11 protein-coding genes are annotated in these 15,465 nt (G+C 72.5%); 7 read left to right on the top strand and 4 right to left on the bottom strand.

Going from position 1 to position 15,465, the window contains the following annotated elements; translation table 11 throughout:
- Nucleotides 1-116: 116 nt before the first annotated feature.
- The 4 genes from ACFYON_RS04705 to ACFYON_RS04690 all read left to right on the top strand — a co-directional run bounded on the left by ACFYON_RS04705 (nt 117) and on the right by ACFYON_RS04690 (nt 7,234).
- Entirely contained in the window at nt 117-2,900 is a 2,784-nt protein-coding gene (locus tag ACFYON_RS04705; protein ID WP_355094836.1) for an immune inhibitor A domain-containing protein, read from the top strand.
- Between the two features lie 356 nt (nt 2,901-3,256).
- Nucleotides 3,257-5,659 carry an immune inhibitor A domain-containing protein gene (locus ACFYON_RS04700; protein WP_354868429.1) on the top strand — a complete coding sequence of 801 codons (2,403 nt, stop codon included), beginning with the start codon at nt 3,257-3,259 and terminating at the stop codon, nt 5,657-5,659.
- 175 nt (nt 5,660-5,834) lie between these two features.
- Nucleotides 5,835-6,170: a hypothetical protein gene (locus ACFYON_RS04695; protein WP_354867880.1), complete on the top strand. Its 336-nt coding sequence runs from the start codon at nt 5,835-5,837 to the stop codon at nt 6,168-6,170.
- A 131-nt stretch (nt 6,171-6,301) separates the two neighbouring features.
- Nucleotides 6,302-7,234, top strand: a complete 933-nt coding sequence (locus ACFYON_RS04690) for an alpha/beta fold hydrolase (protein ID WP_387256848.1) — start codon at nt 6,302-6,304, stop codon at nt 7,232-7,234.
- Between the two features lies 1 nt (nt 7,235).
- Here the strand turns inward: ACFYON_RS04690 and ACFYON_RS04685 are convergent, their stop codons facing one another.
- Both ACFYON_RS04685 and ACFYON_RS04680 read right to left on the bottom strand, forming a co-directional pair.
- Complete coding sequence (locus ACFYON_RS04685; protein WP_387320600.1) at nt 7,236-7,601, bottom strand: hypothetical protein; 366 nt, start codon at nt 7,599-7,601, stop codon at nt 7,236-7,238.
- Nucleotides 7,598-10,795: an SseB family protein gene (locus ACFYON_RS04680; RefSeq protein ID WP_387187716.1), complete on the bottom strand. Its 3,198-nt coding sequence runs from the start codon at nt 10,793-10,795 to the stop codon at nt 7,598-7,600. The genes ACFYON_RS04685 and ACFYON_RS04680 overlap by 4 nt, the downstream gene beginning before the upstream one ends.
- A gap of 152 nt (nt 10,796-10,947) precedes the next feature.
- On the opposite strand from ACFYON_RS04680, the gene mycP reads away from it, so the two are divergent.
- Nucleotides 10,948-12,171, top strand: a complete 1,224-nt coding sequence (gene mycP / locus ACFYON_RS04675) for a type VII secretion-associated serine protease mycosin (RefSeq protein WP_357708769.1) — start codon at nt 10,948-10,950, stop codon at nt 12,169-12,171.
- Between the two features lie 61 nt (nt 12,172-12,232).
- Here mycP and ACFYON_RS04670 read toward each other — a convergent pair whose 3' ends face one another.
- Nucleotides 12,233-12,526, bottom strand: a complete 294-nt coding sequence (locus ACFYON_RS04670; RefSeq protein WP_135242906.1) for a WXG100 family type VII secretion target — start codon at nt 12,524-12,526, stop codon at nt 12,233-12,235.
- A gap of 20 nt (nt 12,527-12,546) precedes the next feature.
- Complete coding sequence (locus ACFYON_RS04665) at nt 12,547-12,864, bottom strand: WXG100 family type VII secretion target (RefSeq protein WP_354868426.1); 318 nt, start codon at nt 12,862-12,864, stop codon at nt 12,547-12,549.
- A 241-nt stretch (nt 12,865-13,105) separates the two neighbouring features.
- Here ACFYON_RS04665 and eccE point away from each other — a divergent pair, with 241 nt between their 5' ends.
- Complete coding sequence (gene eccE, locus ACFYON_RS04660) at nt 13,106-14,908, top strand: type VII secretion protein EccE (RefSeq protein ID WP_355094409.1); 1,803 nt, start codon at nt 13,106-13,108, stop codon at nt 14,906-14,908.
- Nucleotides 14,909-15,009: 101 nt separating this feature from the next.
- Entirely contained in the window at nt 15,010-15,396 is a 387-nt protein-coding gene (locus ACFYON_RS04655; protein WP_354867867.1) for a phage holin family protein, read from the top strand.
- Nucleotides 15,397-15,465: the final 69 nt, after the last annotated feature.

The following is a 15,465-nucleotide window of genomic DNA, read 5'->3' as shown; positions in this document are numbered from 1 at the left end:
CCTCTGTCGATGTCGCTGCCTGTCGGTTACGTTCAGCCGCACCGGCAGATTTCGACGTGCGTCAGTGAGACGGCCGGTCCCTCACCATTCCCTACGAACGGAGTGGCATGCTCCCCATGTCGCAGCACAGGGCACGGCGACGCCTACTCGTCGCGCTGCCCGTCATCGCGCTCGCGGCCACGTCGCTGACCGTGACCGGCAGCGCGGCGGCCCAGCCGTCCCGGTCCGCACCGGTCACGATCGGGGCGGACGAGCACTACATCAACTACGCCGAGCCCGAGGTGCAGCCGGACACCGGCGGCAAGGAGGTCAAGGGCCGGGACGGGATCTTCTCCGCGCCGGCGGACGAGGCCCGCGCCTACGACCGCAAGTACGCCGGCGGCAACCCGATCGCCGCCCGCGAGCTGGCCAGGCTGGAGGCCAAGTCCATCCGGAGCGGCCAGAGCCCTCGGAAGATCAAGAAGGCCAAGAGCACGCAGACCGCCAAGCTGCTGACGCTGCTCGTCGAGTTCAACGACAAGGCCAACGACGACTTCACGAACGTGATGGTCCCGAAGACGGTGTTCGAGGACCGCACCTGCGTGCCCGGAACGGTGCAGAACGGCCCGCGCCACAACACCATCCCGAACCCGGCCACGCTGCCGCACAAGGACAACAACTCGATGTGGGTGCCGGACTTCTCCCCGGCCCACTACGACAAGATGCTGTACAGCAAGAAGGGCATCACCGAGCGGGTCCGCAAGGACCTGAAGGGGCCGGACGGCAAGCCGGGCATCAGCCTCGCCGGGCGGACCATGCACAACATGTACCTGGAGATGTCCAAGAACGCGTACACGGTGGACGGGCAGGCCAGCCCGTGGATCACGGTGCCGCACTCGGAGGGCTGGTACGCCGCCTCGCGCTGCTTCCAGGACGAGAACGGCAACTGGGTCGCCGGGCGTGAGCAGTCGATGAACGGCCACCCGGACAACCCGCAGGGCGCCGGGCGCCTCGCCACCGACGCGATCGACGCGCTGGCCGCCAAGGACCCGAACTTCCCGTGGGCCGACTACGACATCGAGGACCAGAGCGACCGCGACGGCGACGGCAACTACCACGAGCCGGACGGCGTGATCGACCACCTGGTGCTGGTGCACGCCAACCAGGGCAAGTCCCGTGGTGGCGGCGACATCGGCATCTACTCGGTCTGGGCGCACTCCTCGACCGTGACCGGTGGCTACACGATCCCGGGCACCAACCTGAAGGTGTCGAACTACATCGTGCAGCCGGAGGACGCCGGCGTCGGCGTCTTCGCCCACGAGTTCGGGCACGACCTGGGCCTGCCGGACCTCTACGACACCTCGGGCAACGCCGACTCGGACGTGGACTTCTGGGACCTGATGGCGTCCGGCTCGCACTCCGGCGAGATCTTCCAGGCGCTCCCCACCCACATGGGCCTCTGGGACAAGTGGGTGCTGGGCTGGGCCGAGCCGAAGACGTTCGGGCCGGGTGACCGGTCCAAGTTGGTCAAACTCGGGCAGACGTCGCGTACGCCGGTCGGTACCGAGGACGGCATCAAGATCGACCTGCCGGACAAGGTGATCTCACTGGCCACGCCGCACAGCGGCTCGAACATGTGGTACTCGGGCGCCGACCAGGGGTGGGCGGACGTCAAGATCAGCCGTTCGGTGTCCGTCCCGAACGCCGCGGACGCGAAGTTCTGGATGTGGAACAACTACGTCATCGAGGCGGACTGGGACTACGGCTTCGTCGAGGTCTCCACGGACGGCGGCGCCACCTGGACCGAGCAGAAGGTGTACGCCGAGGGCGGCGCGCTGGTCTCCACGAACGACGGCTACGCCGATCCGAACGGCCGCATGGTCGACTTCGGCAACAAGAAGTACGGCCTGACCGGCAGCACGAACGGCTGGCGGCACGACTACGCCGACCTGTCGTCGTACGCCGGGCAGACCGTGCAGGTGCGGCTGCGCTACGCCACCGACGAGGCGTTCCAGGAGCGCGGCTGGTTCGCCGACGACTTCTCGGTGACCGGCGGCGGCGCGACCACCTGGAGCGACGACGTGGAGGGCGGCGCGGCGGGCTGGACCCAGACCGGCGGCACCTTCACCGACACCAGCGGCGCGGGTTGGTACATCGACTCGGGCACGCAGGTGAAGGCGCACTACTACCTCGCCGAGTGGCGTAACTTCGACGGCTTCGACAAGGGCCTGAAGTACACCTACGACACCGTCTACTCGCACGAGGCGTGGAAGGTCGACCGGATCGCGTACAACGCGCCGGGCATGCTGGTCTGGTACCGGGACACGCAGCTCGGCGACGTCAACCACGTCACCGCGCAGATGACCGCGCTGCCCAGCTACGGCGCCAAGGGCGGTCTGCTGATCGTCGACTCGCACAACGACCCGCTGCGCCGCAAGGGCGTCGCGGCCGAGAAGGACCCGTCGGTGCTGAAGAACCTGCCCAGCCGGCCGCAGTCCTCCAACGCCGCGTTCGGCCTGAAGCCGACGTACCCGTTCAAGGAGTGCCTGGAGGCGGCGGACGAGCCGTACAGCGAGTACTGCACGAAGTTCGGCCCGCAGGCGCCGGTGCGCGGCTTCACCGACGCCAAGGGCTGGTACCCGGGCATCGAGATCCGCGACGGCGCCGCGTACTCGCGGGACAACGACGCCTCGGTGGTCGTCCCCTCGCGGGGCAACCAGCAGTACACGACCCGGGTGGTCAACCCGGACGGCACCCCGGCGACGGACTACTACGGTTCGACGCTGGGTGGCGGGGCGATCGTGCTCGGCACCGGCAACCCGCGCGACTCGGGCGTCCAGTACGGCGTCTCGATCATCATCAAGTGGGCCGCGAAGGACAACTCGTACGCCACCGTGTACGTGGTTCCGCCGCGGCGCTGAACCGTACGTTCAAACCGGAACCGGAATGACCGAAAAATGAGCTGAACGGGCTCGATGAGGGAAGGGCCGGGAGCGCGAGTGCTCCCGGCCCTTCCGCGTAGGCAGTTAATCCATGACTGTCACTGCACTTCATGATCCAGACATCGCCGCTGGTCACCGGCTAGGTGACGGGCCGACGTGTGACGGTGAAAAGCATCCCCAACAAAAAGTTGCCACAAATCGACGCACACATCTTCCCACCAGTCGCAGCAGTGTCTATGTTCACCTTTGGTCCCACTAGTGGGACGTTCCACCGGCCCGTACCCCCAGTTGGGCCGGTTCCCTCACACCGGAGGTACCACGTGCGCAAAGTCGCAGTGGGTCTGCTCGGGCTTTCGCTGACCGCGACGGGGCTGATGGCAGGCACGGCCGCCAGCGCCGCGCCGACGCCGAAGCTGCCGGCCGCCGCTCCGTCGGTGGCCGAGCCTGCGCAGGCTGAGCACGACCTGCCCAACCCGCTGGAGGAGAAGCGGCGCGCGCTGCGCCAGGAGGGCCTCAGCGAGGTCCTGTCCGGCAGGGCGAAGGCCCAGAAGATCAACGGCAGCAAGGTCGTCAAGGTCGGCGAGCAGGCTGTCGCCGGTCCCGCGGCGGGTAAGGCAGCCAAGAGCACCAAGGCAGGCAAGGGTCCGACCAAGGACCAGTACGTCGAACTCTCCCGCGAGCGGACCGACAAGATCTTCGTCATCCTCGCGGAGTTCGGCGACGAGCGGCACCCGAGCTACCCGGACCAGGACACCGACCCGGACACCCCGGGCCCGACCCGGTTCGACGGTCCGCGCGTCAACCAGATCCCGCAGCCCAACCGGGCGGTGGACAACTCCACGGTCTGGCAGGCGGACTACAGCGCCGACCACTACCGGCAGCTGTACTTCGGCACCAACCCGGGCGAAGAGTCGCTGAAGCAGTACTACGAGGCCCAGTCCTCGGGTCGGTACAGCGTCGACGGCGAGGTCACCAACTGGGTGAAGGTGCGGTACAACGAGGCCCGCTACGGCCGTTCCGACGGCTACCCGTGCGCCTCGAACGTCTGCACCAACACCTGGGCCCTGGTCCGCGACGCCGCCAACCAGTGGGTCGCCGACCAGAAGGCGCAGGGCCGCTCCGACGCGGAGATCGCCGCGGACGTCAAGGCGATGGACGAGTGGGACCGGTACGACTTCGACGGCGACGGCGACTTCAACGAGCCGGACGGCTACATCGACCACTTCCAGATCGTCCACGCCGGCGGCGACCAGGCCGACGGTGACCCGTACCAGGGTGAGGACGCCATCTGGAGCCACCGGTGGTACGCCTTCGCCAGCGACCAGGGCAACACCGGCCCGGAGAACTTCCCGGCCGGCGGCACCCAGATCGGCAACACCGGCGTCTGGATCGGTGACTACACGATCCAGCCGGAGAACGGTGGCCGCAGCGTCTTCTACCACGAGTACGGCCACGACCTCGGTCTGCCGGACGACTACAACGTGGTCAGCGGCGGGGACAACAACAACGAGCACTGGACCCTGATGGCCCAGAGCCGGCTCGGCGCCAAGAACGACGGCGGCATCGGCGATCGCGGCGGCGACCTCGGCGCGTGGAACAAGCTCCAGCTCGGCTGGCTCGACTACGAGGTCGTAGTGGCCGGACAGAAGCGCACCCTGGAACTCGGGCCGCAGGAGTACAACTCCAACAAGGCCCAGGGCGCCGTGGTGGTGCTGCCGCAGCGGGAGTACACGTTCCAGAACGGCAAGCCGTTCGAGGGTACGAAGCAGTTCTTCTCGGGCAACGACGACGACCTGAACACCACGATGACGCGCACTGTCGACCTCACCGGGAAGACCAGCGCCGCGCTGTCGATGAAGGGTCGCTACAGCATCGAGGCGGACTACGACTACCTGTTCTTCGAGGCGTCCACCGACGGTGGCCAGACCTGGGCCTCGCTGCCCGGTACGGCCAACGGCACCCCGCTGAAGGAGATCTCCCCCGGGCGCTACGCCCTGGACGGCTCCAGCAACGGCCAGTGGGTCGACGTCAACATCCCGATGGACGCGGTCGCCGGCAAGGTCGTGCAGTTCCGGCTCCGCTACCAGACGGACGGCGGTGTCTCCGAGGGCGGCTTCTACGGTGACGCGATCACCGTGACCGCCGACGGTCAGACGCTTCTCACCGACGGCGCCGAGGCCGGCGCGAGCGGCTGGACCCTCAGCGGCTTCAGCATCGTCGAGGAGACCTACACCCGTAAGTTCGACAACTACTACATCGCCGGCAACCGGTCGTACGTCTCGTACGACAAGTACCTCAAGACCGGCCCGTACTTCTTCGGCTACGCGAACACCCGCCCGGACTACGTGGACCACTACGCGTACCAGGAGGGTCTGCTGATCTCCTACTGGAACCTCCGGTTCGCGGACAACGACACGTTCGCGCACCCGGGTGAGGGTCGGAACATGATCATCGACGCGCACCCGCGGCCGATCTACAACCTGACCGGGGCGCCCTGGCGGGCCCGCGTCCAGGTCTACGACGCGCCGTTCAGCCTGAAGAAGGCCGACTCGTTCACGCTGCACCTCAACAGCCAGCCGCAGTACATCCGTGGCCAGGCGGCGCAGCCGCTGTTCGACGACACCAAGCAGTACTGGTACCCGGAGCTGCCGAACCACGGCGTCAAGCTCCCGGCCACCGGCACCAAGATCAAGGTTCTGGAGCAGAACGGCACCTCGCTGAAGGTCCGCTTCTCCTGATCCACTGATCGACGCACCACGCGATGCCCGGGCGGTGAACCGTCCGGGCATCGCCCTTTCCGGGAACCCGGCGGACCCCGCCCGCGTCCCATCCGGGTGACGCCCGTGCCACGCTGCCGGCCGCCCTCGCGCTGGTGCTGCTCGCCGGCGCGGGTGCGGCGGAGACGGAGGATCCGTGCCCGACGACCACCAGCCGGCCGCGAGCGGCGCCGGCACGCCCGCAGATCGCCCCACCCCGCTGTCCGCCACCGACCTGCCGACGCTGCGCCGGCCCGCCGGCCCGCCGAAGAAGCCGACCGACAACCGGCCCACCGGCGTCGTCGTCGGCTGGATCACCCGGGGTGGGTCCGGGCCGTGCTACGGGCTGATGGACGAGAACGGCACGGAGTACGCGGTGTACGGCCCGAACGCCGGCGAGCTGCGCAAGGGCGACCTGGTCACGCTGCGGCTCACCGCGCGGGATCGCTCCGTCGACTGCGGGCCCGGCATCCCGATGCGGATCATCCAATGACGTCCGGTAGCGGCGTGCTCACCCGTCGATGAGCGGACGGCGTACGCGACCCCGGGTGCCCGCCCGGAGAAATCCCTGATCCTGGTCACCTGCGGGGCCGGTGGGTCACAGACGGCCCTAGGCTGTGCGCCATGACCGACCAGCGCGGCGGACCCGTCGACGAGTCCTGCGTCCTGCCCGAGGGGCCGTGGACGCACCGGTTCGTCGGCGCCAACGGCAGCCGGTTCCACGTCGTCGAGGCGGGCACCGGGCCGATGGTGCTCTTCCTGCACGGCTTCCCCGAATACTGGTACGCCTGGCGCGAGATGCTGCCGGCGGTCGCCGACGCGGGCTTCCGGGCGGTCGCTGTCGACCTGCGCGGTTACGGTGCGAGCGACAAACCACCCCGGGGGTACGACGGCTTCACGCTCGCCGCCGACGTCGCCGGCCTGATCCGGGCGCTCGGCGAGCGGTCGGCCACGGTGGTCGGCACCGGCGCGGGCGGGCTGATCGGCTGGACCGCCGCCTCCTTCCACCCGACCCTGGTCCGGCGGCTCGTGGTGCTCGGCGCGCCGCATCCGCTACGGCTGCGGGCGGCCATCTTCGCCGACCCGCGCGGCCAGTTCGCCTCGGCCACCGCGACACTGAAGTTTCAGCTCCCCCGCTACGAGCACGTGCTGACCCGGGACGGCGCCGCCGAGGTGGAGGAGACGCTGCGCCGCTGGGGCGGGCCGCGCTGGGTGTCCGGCCCCGACTTCGCCGACTACGCCCACTGCTGCCGGGTGGCGATGCAGATCCCGCAGGCCGCGTTCTGCGCGATGGAGGGCTACCGCTGGGCGTTCCGCTCGGCGCTGCGGCTGCACGGCTACCGCTTCGTGAAGTTGATGCAGAAGCCGCTGGTCACGCCGACCCTGCAACTGCACGGCGCGCTCGACCAGGCCTCGCTCCCCCGCACCGCGCAGGGCTCCGGCCGCTACGTCACCGCCCCGTACGAGTGGCGGCTGCTCGACGACGTGGGGCACTTCCCGCACGTGGAGGCGCGAGACGTGGTGCTCGGCGAGGTCCTGCGCTGGGCGAAGTCCTGACTCAGGCCCGCTGCTCGCCCAGGTCGGCCACCTCGGCCGCGGGCGCCCAGCCCTGGTAGACGCCGAAGTCGAACGCCTCCAGCCCCATCGCCTCGGCGACCGGCCAGCGCCCACCGGTGTACTCCAGCCGCAGCCAGCCCTCGTGCTCGGCCAGCACGATGAACGGCTGCCCCTGCCAGGTACAGGTGGTCCGAACGTACGCCAGATCGTCGACCTCGGCGGCCGGCACCACCCGGACGTACCGGCCGGGACGCACCTCCGTGAATCCCTCGTCGGGGCCGGGCTGGTACAGGCGGATGTCGTCCCCGTCGGGGCTGGCCTGGTACTCCCGCCCTCGCCAGCGGGCCACGTAGCCGTCGCGGGTCACGCCTCGCCCGCCTTACGCCACAGCAGCTCGTCGGTGTCCAGGACCGCGACCAGCCTGCTGTCACCGTCCGCGCCGGCCCGCCACAGCTCGGCGCCGTGCGGAAGCCGCGCACTGTCCACCTTGAACTCCGCGATCACGTCGCTGCTCTCCCCCGGCGCGAAACCGTTGCCACGGAACGGGGGCCGCTCGATCACCCAGCCCTCCATCGCCCGCATCGCCGCCTCGTTCGGGCCGCCGTACGGGATCCGGTAGAGGCTCGGCCGGTAGGCGGGCCACCGCAGCAGGTAGATCTCCTCGTCGTCGGGGGAAAACGGCGAACCCGGGTGGCCGAGGCCGAGCGCGCGGTACAGCTCCACCGGCGTACGCAGGTGCGCCAGTTCCCCGGCCCGGTGCACGAATCCGGAGACGCGGTCGTAGCCCCGCTCCAGGTAGTAGGCGAGCTGGCTCACCGCGATCACCTTCTGCATGGTCACCGGCCGGTTGTCGGTGACCGAGTACCCCTGCGGACGCGGTCGCTCCGCCGGCTGCGGCGCGGCGGCCGGCTCCGGGTCGTCGCCGAGGCCCACCTCGGCCGCCCAGTTGGCCAGCGCGAGGACCTGCTCCCCGGGGTACGACGCGCCCACCGGGCTGCCCGGGTTGACCCGGAACGACCAGGCCGCGTCCGGCCACCTGCGGATGAGCTGGACGAATTTCACCCGTACCGTCTCGACCTGGCCCTCGGTGTGCTCGGCCAGGCGTTCCGGCGAGGTGTAGACCGAGACGCACGTCTCGCCGTCGACCGGCTCGGCGTGCCAGACGAAGCCGGGGTCACCCGGCCGGCTGCCGGCGGCTGAATCGGGCGCGACCGGCAGCAGCACCCGGGCCAGCAGCAGGGTGGTGAGGAAGCCGTCCGTGCTCCCGCTGCCCGCGGCGGCCAGCAGGTCCTCCTCCACGTCGTTCGCTGGTACGAAGTCGGCCGAGCCGTGTGCGGTGCTCGATCCGGCGTCGGGCGGCGGATCGACGGGCGTCGCGGGAGTCGCGGGAGTCGCCGGGGCCGGCGTGGACAACGCCACGGTCGGGTCACCGGGCGCGAACAGCGCCGTGGTGACCGGCTCGTCGGTCGCCGGCTCGAAGAGGGACACGGGCGGCTGTTCCGCCGGCACGGGCTCGGCCGACGCCGGGCTGGTCAGCGGCTCGGTCGGCTCAGCCGACACCCGGTCGAACAACGACACCGTCGGCTCGGCCTCAGCTGCACCGGACAGCGGCGCGGTCGGTGCCGGGTCGAACAACGACACGGTCGGCTCGGCCGACGCCGGGCCGGTCAGCGGCTCGGTCGGCTCAGCCGACACCCGGTCGAACAACGACACCGTCGGCTCGGCCGACGCCGGGCCGGTCAGCGGCTCGGTCGGCTCAGCCGACACCCGGTCGAACAACGACACCGTCGGCTCGGCCGACGGCGCGAAGAGCGGCGCGGTGGCCTCCGCTACCGAGGCCGACGACTCGAACAGCGACGTGGTGGGCTCGGAACCCGATCCGAGCGACACCGTCGGATCGTCAAGCGGCGTGCTCCGGTCCGGCGTGCCGGTGGCGCCGAGGTGGGTCGGCGCCGGGTCGACGAGGTTCACCGTGTCGTCGGTCGGCGGATCCACCGGGAACGACACGGTCGGGTCGACGGCGCCGGCCCACGGCGTGGTTGCGCCCCCGGCCGGTTCCGGACGCGCCGGGCCGGCCTGCTGCGCGGACCAGAACGGCGCGGGCTCGGTCAGGTCGCGGGCCTCGATGACGGTGCCCTCGATGACGATGGGTGTGAAGTCGCGGCGCGGCGCGGGCGGCGCGGAGACCGGTTCGGCGATCGACGGGGGCAGTTCCTCCGCCGGCTCGTCGACCGTCTCCCACCTGGTCTCGGCCCCGCTTCCGCCCGGTGCGGCCCCCCACCCGTCAGCCGTGGCCGGAGGTTCGGCCGTGACCGGGTCGGCGTGCGCCGCCGGAGCGGGTTCGGCGTGCCGCCGGGGCAGCGCTTCGGTCGCGTCCTCGGGCGGGCGGGTGGGCCGGAACGCCCGGGTCGCCTCCTCCGGGCGGGACGCGGGCGGCGGCTCGTCCGTACGCGCCGGGAACGGGTGGGTGGGGCCTTCGCGTACCGGCTCGTTCAGCGGCCGTCGACGCGGAAACGGCTGCCCACCGGCGAACCGGGTCGGTGGGGTGGCCCGGTCACCGGCCCGGCGTGACGGGTCCAGCGGCGATGGGCGCCGGGCCGAGCGGCCACCGGACGAGGGTTCGAAGAAGGAACGGGACGGCGGCGCTGCGGTGGCCGCCGACGGCTCGTCGGTGGCCACCGCCGGGGCGGCCGCGAAGGGGTCCGGCTCGTCCGGGCGGCGGCGCAGGTCGGTGAGCCAGCCGTCGAGGGCGTCCGTATCCGGCTCGGCGGCGGCACGGCCCGGGACGTCGCTGTCCGCTGCCCGGCGGCGTGGCGGCACGGTGGGCAGCCGGCGCCCCAGGACTGAGGCGGCACGCATCGGCACCGTGGGCGGCTCGCCGGTTTTCCTCAGCCGCTCGTCCCGGCCCCGCGCCCCGGCGGTCGGCGGCACGGCGGTCGGCGGCACGGTCGGTGGCGGCGTCGCAGGTAGCGGCGCGACCGGCGGCGGAACGGCGGCGGACGGTGCGGCCGGCTGCGGCATCGCGGCGGACGGCACGCTCGGCGGCGGAACAGCGGCAGGCGGAACAGCGGCAGGCGGGACGGGAACGGCCGGCGGACGAGGCGCGGCCTCGGGCACCGCGTTCCGGGCCGCCCGGGTGGCGCTCTCCACGCGCTCCAGCCGGGCGCGGGCGCCCATGGTGCGGCCAGGCAGCCGGATGTCACCCCGGGAGAGCTGAGCCACGTACCAGGCGGGCAGGTAGCCCTCGATCGGCAGGCCGGGATTGACCGCCAACCACCACTCGGGGTTGGGCCAGTCGGCCGCCAGATCCGGGTAGGCGAGGCGGCGGGTGGGCCCCGCGTTCTCGCCCAGGCTCGCGCGCAGCGCCGCGGCGGAGGTGAAGGCCAGCACGTGGGTGCGGCCCTCGGCGGTCCAGGTGCCCCACCCGGCGCCCGGCCCGCCCGTGACCGGAAGCAAGAGATCGACGCGGGTCAGCACGCGGAAATACTGCTGCTGGTCCTGCGCACCCAGCGCGTCCCGCATCGCCACCTCGGCCTCGGTGGCCGGCTCCCATCCGGTCACGGCCACCTCTCCTTCCGCGAACAGGCCACAGGCATCGCCTACAACCTACAAGGTCGCGGCGACATCAGGACTTCCGCCCATCGACGGTCGGCCCCGACCTGACCGAGGCGCTAACATCCCGTTCCGGAGTCGACACATTACGGAGGTCGTCGATGTCTCGGCCAGTCGCGTACCCCGCCGTGGCCGCCCTGGCGACGCTCCTCGCCACCGCGTCTCCGGCCGCCCCGGCGACGGCCGCCGCGCCGGCCGGTTGCGCCGAGCCACTCGCGCCCGTCCGTCCGGTGGCGGACCAGCCATGGACACAGCAGCGGTACGCCCCGGACCGGCTCACCCCGCTCGCGACCGGCGCCGGAGTCGTGGTCGCGGTCGTCGACTCGGGAGTGGACCGGTCCCATCCGCAGTTGGCCGGCCGCGTTCTCGACGGCGCCGACTTCCTCGACCGGGGCGGGGACGGCACCCGGGACTGCGCCGGGCACGGCACCGGGGTGGCGAGCATCATCGCCGCCGCGCCGCAGCCCGGCGTCGCGTTCCGCGGCCTCGCGCCGGGCGCGCGCATCCTGCCGGTACGGGTGAGCGAGCAGCAGGTGGTCGAGGGGCGGGAGTCGGGGCGTACGGTCGACGCGGCCGGATTCGCCCGGGCCATCCGCTGGGCCGTGGACCACGACGCCGACGTGCTCAACCTCTCGGTCGTGCTGTACGCGGACGATCCGGCCGTACGTGCCGCCGTCGCCTACGCGGTGCGGCGTGACGTGGTAGTGGTGGCCGCCGCCGGGAACCTGCACGACAACGGAGATCCCCGGCCCTATCCGGCGGCGTACGACGGGGTGCTCGGCGTCGGTGCGATCGGGCGGGACGGGACGCGTGCGGCGTTCTCCCAGACCGGCTCGTACGTGGACGTGGTCGCCCCGGGCAGCGAGGTGCTGATGGCGGCGCCCCGGGCGGGACACCAGCGGGCGGAGGGAACCAGCTACGCCACCCCGTTCGTGTCGGGCACCGCGGCGTTGCTGCGCCAGTACCGGCCCGGGCTGAGCGCCGACGAGGTGGCCGGGCGGATCATGGCCGCCGCCGACCCGGCACCGGGCCGCGACGCGGGCTACGGGGCGGGGGTGCTGAACCCGTACCGGGCGGTGACCGAGTCGGCCGGCGCGGCGGGTCCCCGTAACCGGCCGGGTGCCGTGCTGCCCGCCGACCGTCCCGATCCGGCCGCGCTCGCCCGCCGGTCGCGCCGGGACGCGGCCCGCGACCGGGCGCTGCCGGCCGTCGCCGTCGCGGGCGGGGCGGTGGCACTCGTGGCGGCGCTCGCCCTGGTGCTGCCGCGCGGCGCGCGCAGGCGATGGCGGGCGGCCGACCCGGCCGGGACGGCAGCGCAGGAATGACCGCCGGCCACAGACGCGGCCGCGCGGCCCGGTTCACCTGCCCGGGCCGCGCGGTGTCGGTTCACTGGAACAGGTTGGCGTTGCGCTTCTCGGTGTCGAGGTAGTCGGCTGCGGAGTCCTCCACCGCGAGCTTGATGTCGCGGAGCATCGCCTGGAGATCCTGCGAGGCGGCCCGCCACCGGGACTGCCGCACCTCGTACGCCTCGCGAGCCTCGCCGTTCCAACTCGCCACCAGCGGGGCGGCGTCGCGTTCGAGCTGACCGAGCTGGCTCTCCAGCGTGGACAGCGCCCGTTGGATGTCGGCGCCGGCCTGTTGCAGGGCGGCGAAGTTGACGACCAGCACACCGTGCTCCATGAGTTCGATCCTTCCGGTTGTCAGAGGGGCAGCTGGATGCCGCGGTTGGTGCCCGCCACCCGGCCGGCGGCCTCGGTGTCGGAGACGTCGTACTGCCGGCCGGCGGTGCGGATCGCGGTGGCGGTCTCGCGCAGCGCTCGCTGAAGGGTGGCCTGATCCTCCGCCCACTGCTGCTTGACCTGCGCGAACGAGCGCCCGCCAGCACCCCGCCAGGCCTGTTGCAGCACCTCCAGCTCGGCCATCAGGCCGCTGAGCATGCTCTGGAGCGACTGGTCGACCTGCTCGAACTTCGCGGCGGTCTGCTGCATCACCGCGGCTTCTGCCTGGGTCTGGGACATCCCGGACGTCACCTCGTCTCCTCGGTCGTGGCTGGCCACTGCGTGACCACCGTGGACTCGTCGGCGGGCGCCCGGGGCGGTGGAGGGAAGTCTGGCGGCGGCGGGCACGCGACTCGACGATTTCGTCGCTGACGGTAGCCGTCCGACTCCGGTTCTGCTACCCCTGCGGGCTCCCCTGTGGACAACAGCGCCACTACGATGAGCCACGGCAGCGTCACGCGGAGGCCGGCGAGGAGGTGCGGTGACCGCGAGCACGTCCGAGCGGCCCATGCCCGCTCCGGTCCGCACACCACAGTGGACGACACGTCCGGCAGCCCGGCTGCGTGCCGGCCAGATCGTGGCGACCCAGGTCGCGGCGGCGGTGGTGATCGCGGCCGCCGGGCGGGGCGTGGTGCCGACGGCCGTCGCGCTGCTGTCGGCCGCCCTGCTGCTGCCGGCCACGTGGGTACGGGTGCGTGGCCGATGGCTGCACGAGTGGCTCGCCACCGCCGCCGCGTACCTGACCCGGCGCCGCGCCCTGCCACCGGCGGCCGACCCGGCGGCGCTGCTGGAACTGCTCCGGCCGGGTTCGGTGATCGACGCCACGGAGGCGTCCGGTGGCGCTGCCGTGCTGCACGACGCCGCCGGCCTGACCGCGCTGCTGGAGCTGGGCGACCCGGACGACCTGCTCGGCGATCACGCCGGCGAGTTGCCGACGCCGTTCGACCTGTTGCCGCCGACCGGTCCGGACGCGCCCGCGATCCGGCTGCAACTGGTGTTCTCGTCGTCGCCGGCGCCCGCGCCCGCGATCGCCGGCGGCCCGGCCGGGACGTCGTACCGCCAGCTCACCGACGGGCGGGTGGCCGGGCGGGCGCGCGTGGTGCTGGCCGTCCAGGTGCTGCGCGCCGACGGCCGGCCGGACGAGGACCTGTTGCGTGTGTTGTCCGGCACCGTTCGGCGGCTCGTCCGCCGGCTCGGTCCGCTCACCGCCCGGCCGCTGGGCGGCGACGCGGCGTTGCGGGTGATCGCCGAGCTGGCCCACCACGAGCCCGGCGCGCCGGTGCGGGAGACCTGGCCGCTGCTCGCGGTGGGTGGCTTGACCCAGGCGACCTGGCGCCTGCGCCGGTGGCCGGATCCGCGCGGCGAGGCGGCCCGCGGGCTGGTCGGACGGCTGCTCGCGCTGCCGGCCACCGCCACCACCGTCGCACTCACTGCCGGTCCGCGCACCGGTCCGGCACCGGTCCCGGCCGAACTGGCGGTACGGGTGGCGGCCGGGAGCGCGGCCGAGTTGTCGGCCGCGGAACGTACGCTGCGCCGGGTCGCCGGAGACGTCGGCGGTGAGCTGCGCCGGCTCGATGGTGAACACCTGGCCGGGCTGGCCGCCACGCTGCCGTTGGCGGCCTCCGATGGGGCCACCCCGGCGGCCGGATCACCTCCGCCCGCACTGGACCTGCCCTCGGCCACCGCCGGCCTGATGGTGGGTGCCAACCGGCACGGCACCGCGCTCACCGTGCGGCTGTTCCGGCCGGCCCCGACCCGGGCGCTGCTCGTCGGCGGCGTGCCCGCGGCGCAACTTCTCCTGCTGCGGGCGCTGGCGCTCGGCGCGCGCGTGGTGGTGCAGACCGGCCGTCCCCGGTTCTGGGAGCCGTTCGCGCGCGGCGTCGGGACGCTCGGTGGTGGCGTACCGCTGCTTCCGCCGGGACGTCCGGTCGGCGACGTCCCCGGCTCGCCGCTGCACCCGCTGCTGGTGGTGGTGGACGCCGGCCCGGTGCCGCCGGAGGCCGGACCAGCCGCCGCCTGGCAGTCGGTTCTGGTGGTCCGCGACGAGCTGACGCCGGCCGACGCGCTCGCGTTGGCCCGCGCGGACCTGGCGATCCTCCAGCCGCTCGACCCGGACGAGGCCGCGTTGGCGGGCGCGGCGCTGGGTCTGGGCGGCTCCGCCGAGTGGCTGACCCGGATCCGCGACGACATGGTGGCGGTGATCAATCGGCGGGCCCTGCGCTGGGCGCTGCTCTCGCCCACACCCGTCGAGTCGCAACTCGTCGGCCGCCCGGCCCGGCACTGAGGCGCGGTCCCGGCAGGCCGGCGGCCCGGACGGTCCGACAGACGCGGCAGGCCCGGCATGGCAGCTTCCGCTGGTGGTACGGCCGTGGCACGATCCCGGCCATGGATTTCCTGAAGGGTCTTCTGATTCGCGTGGGCTCGACGGCTGTGGCGTTCTGGCTCGCCACGCTGCTCATCCCCGGCATCTCGCTCGACTCCGGCTCGACCGTCGAGACGGTGATCACGCTGGTGCTCGTCGCGGTCATCTTCGGCGTGGTGAACGCGGTGCTCCAACCGATCATCAAGACCGTGGGGTGCGGCTTCTACCTGCTGACCCTCGGCCTGATCGCGCTCGTGGTGAACGGCTTGCTCTTCCTGCTCACCAGTTGGATCGCCGGTGAGGCCGGGCTGCCCTTCCACGTGGACGGGTTCTGGCCGGAGGCGGTGCTGGGCGCGCTGTTCGTCGGCATCGTCACCTGGATCCTCGGCGCCGTCCTCGACCGCGACTGACGCCGGTCCCCGGCCGGCCGTCGTCACGTCGGCCGGCCGGGGCCACCAGGCCAGCAGGAGGGAATTGGC

The organism is Micromonospora sp. NPDC005686, assembly GCF_042871665.1.
Classification (GTDB): Bacteria; Actinomycetota; Actinomycetes; order Mycobacteriales; family Micromonosporaceae; genus Micromonospora.
Note: the sequence above shows the minus strand (reverse complement) of the source record. Positions and strands in the feature narration are given on the sequence as shown.

Bases quoted from the DNA above. Each gene is read 5' to 3' on its own strand.
- ACFYON_RS04670 (WP_135242906.1), bottom strand. From the start codon at position 12,526: ATGGAGCACGGTGTGCTGGTCGTCAACTTCGCCGCCCTGCAACAGGCC.
- mycP (WP_357708769.1), top strand. From the start codon at position 10,948: ATGTCTCGGCCAGTCGCGTACCCCGCCGTGGCCGCCCTGGCGACGCTC.
- ACFYON_RS04705 (WP_355094836.1), top strand. From the start codon at position 117: ATGTCGCAGCACAGGGCACGGCGACGCCTACTCGTCGCGCTGCCCGTC.
- ACFYON_RS04655 (WP_354867867.1), top strand. From the start codon at position 15,010: ATGGATTTCCTGAAGGGTCTTCTGATTCGCGTGGGCTCGACGGCTGTG.
- ACFYON_RS04665 (WP_354868426.1), bottom strand. From the start codon at position 12,864: ATGTCCCAGACCCAGGCAGAAGCCGCGGTGATGCAGCAGACCGCCGCG.
- ACFYON_RS04690 (WP_387256848.1), top strand. From the start codon at position 6,302: ATGACCGACCAGCGCGGCGGACCCGTCGACGAGTCCTGCGTCCTGCCC.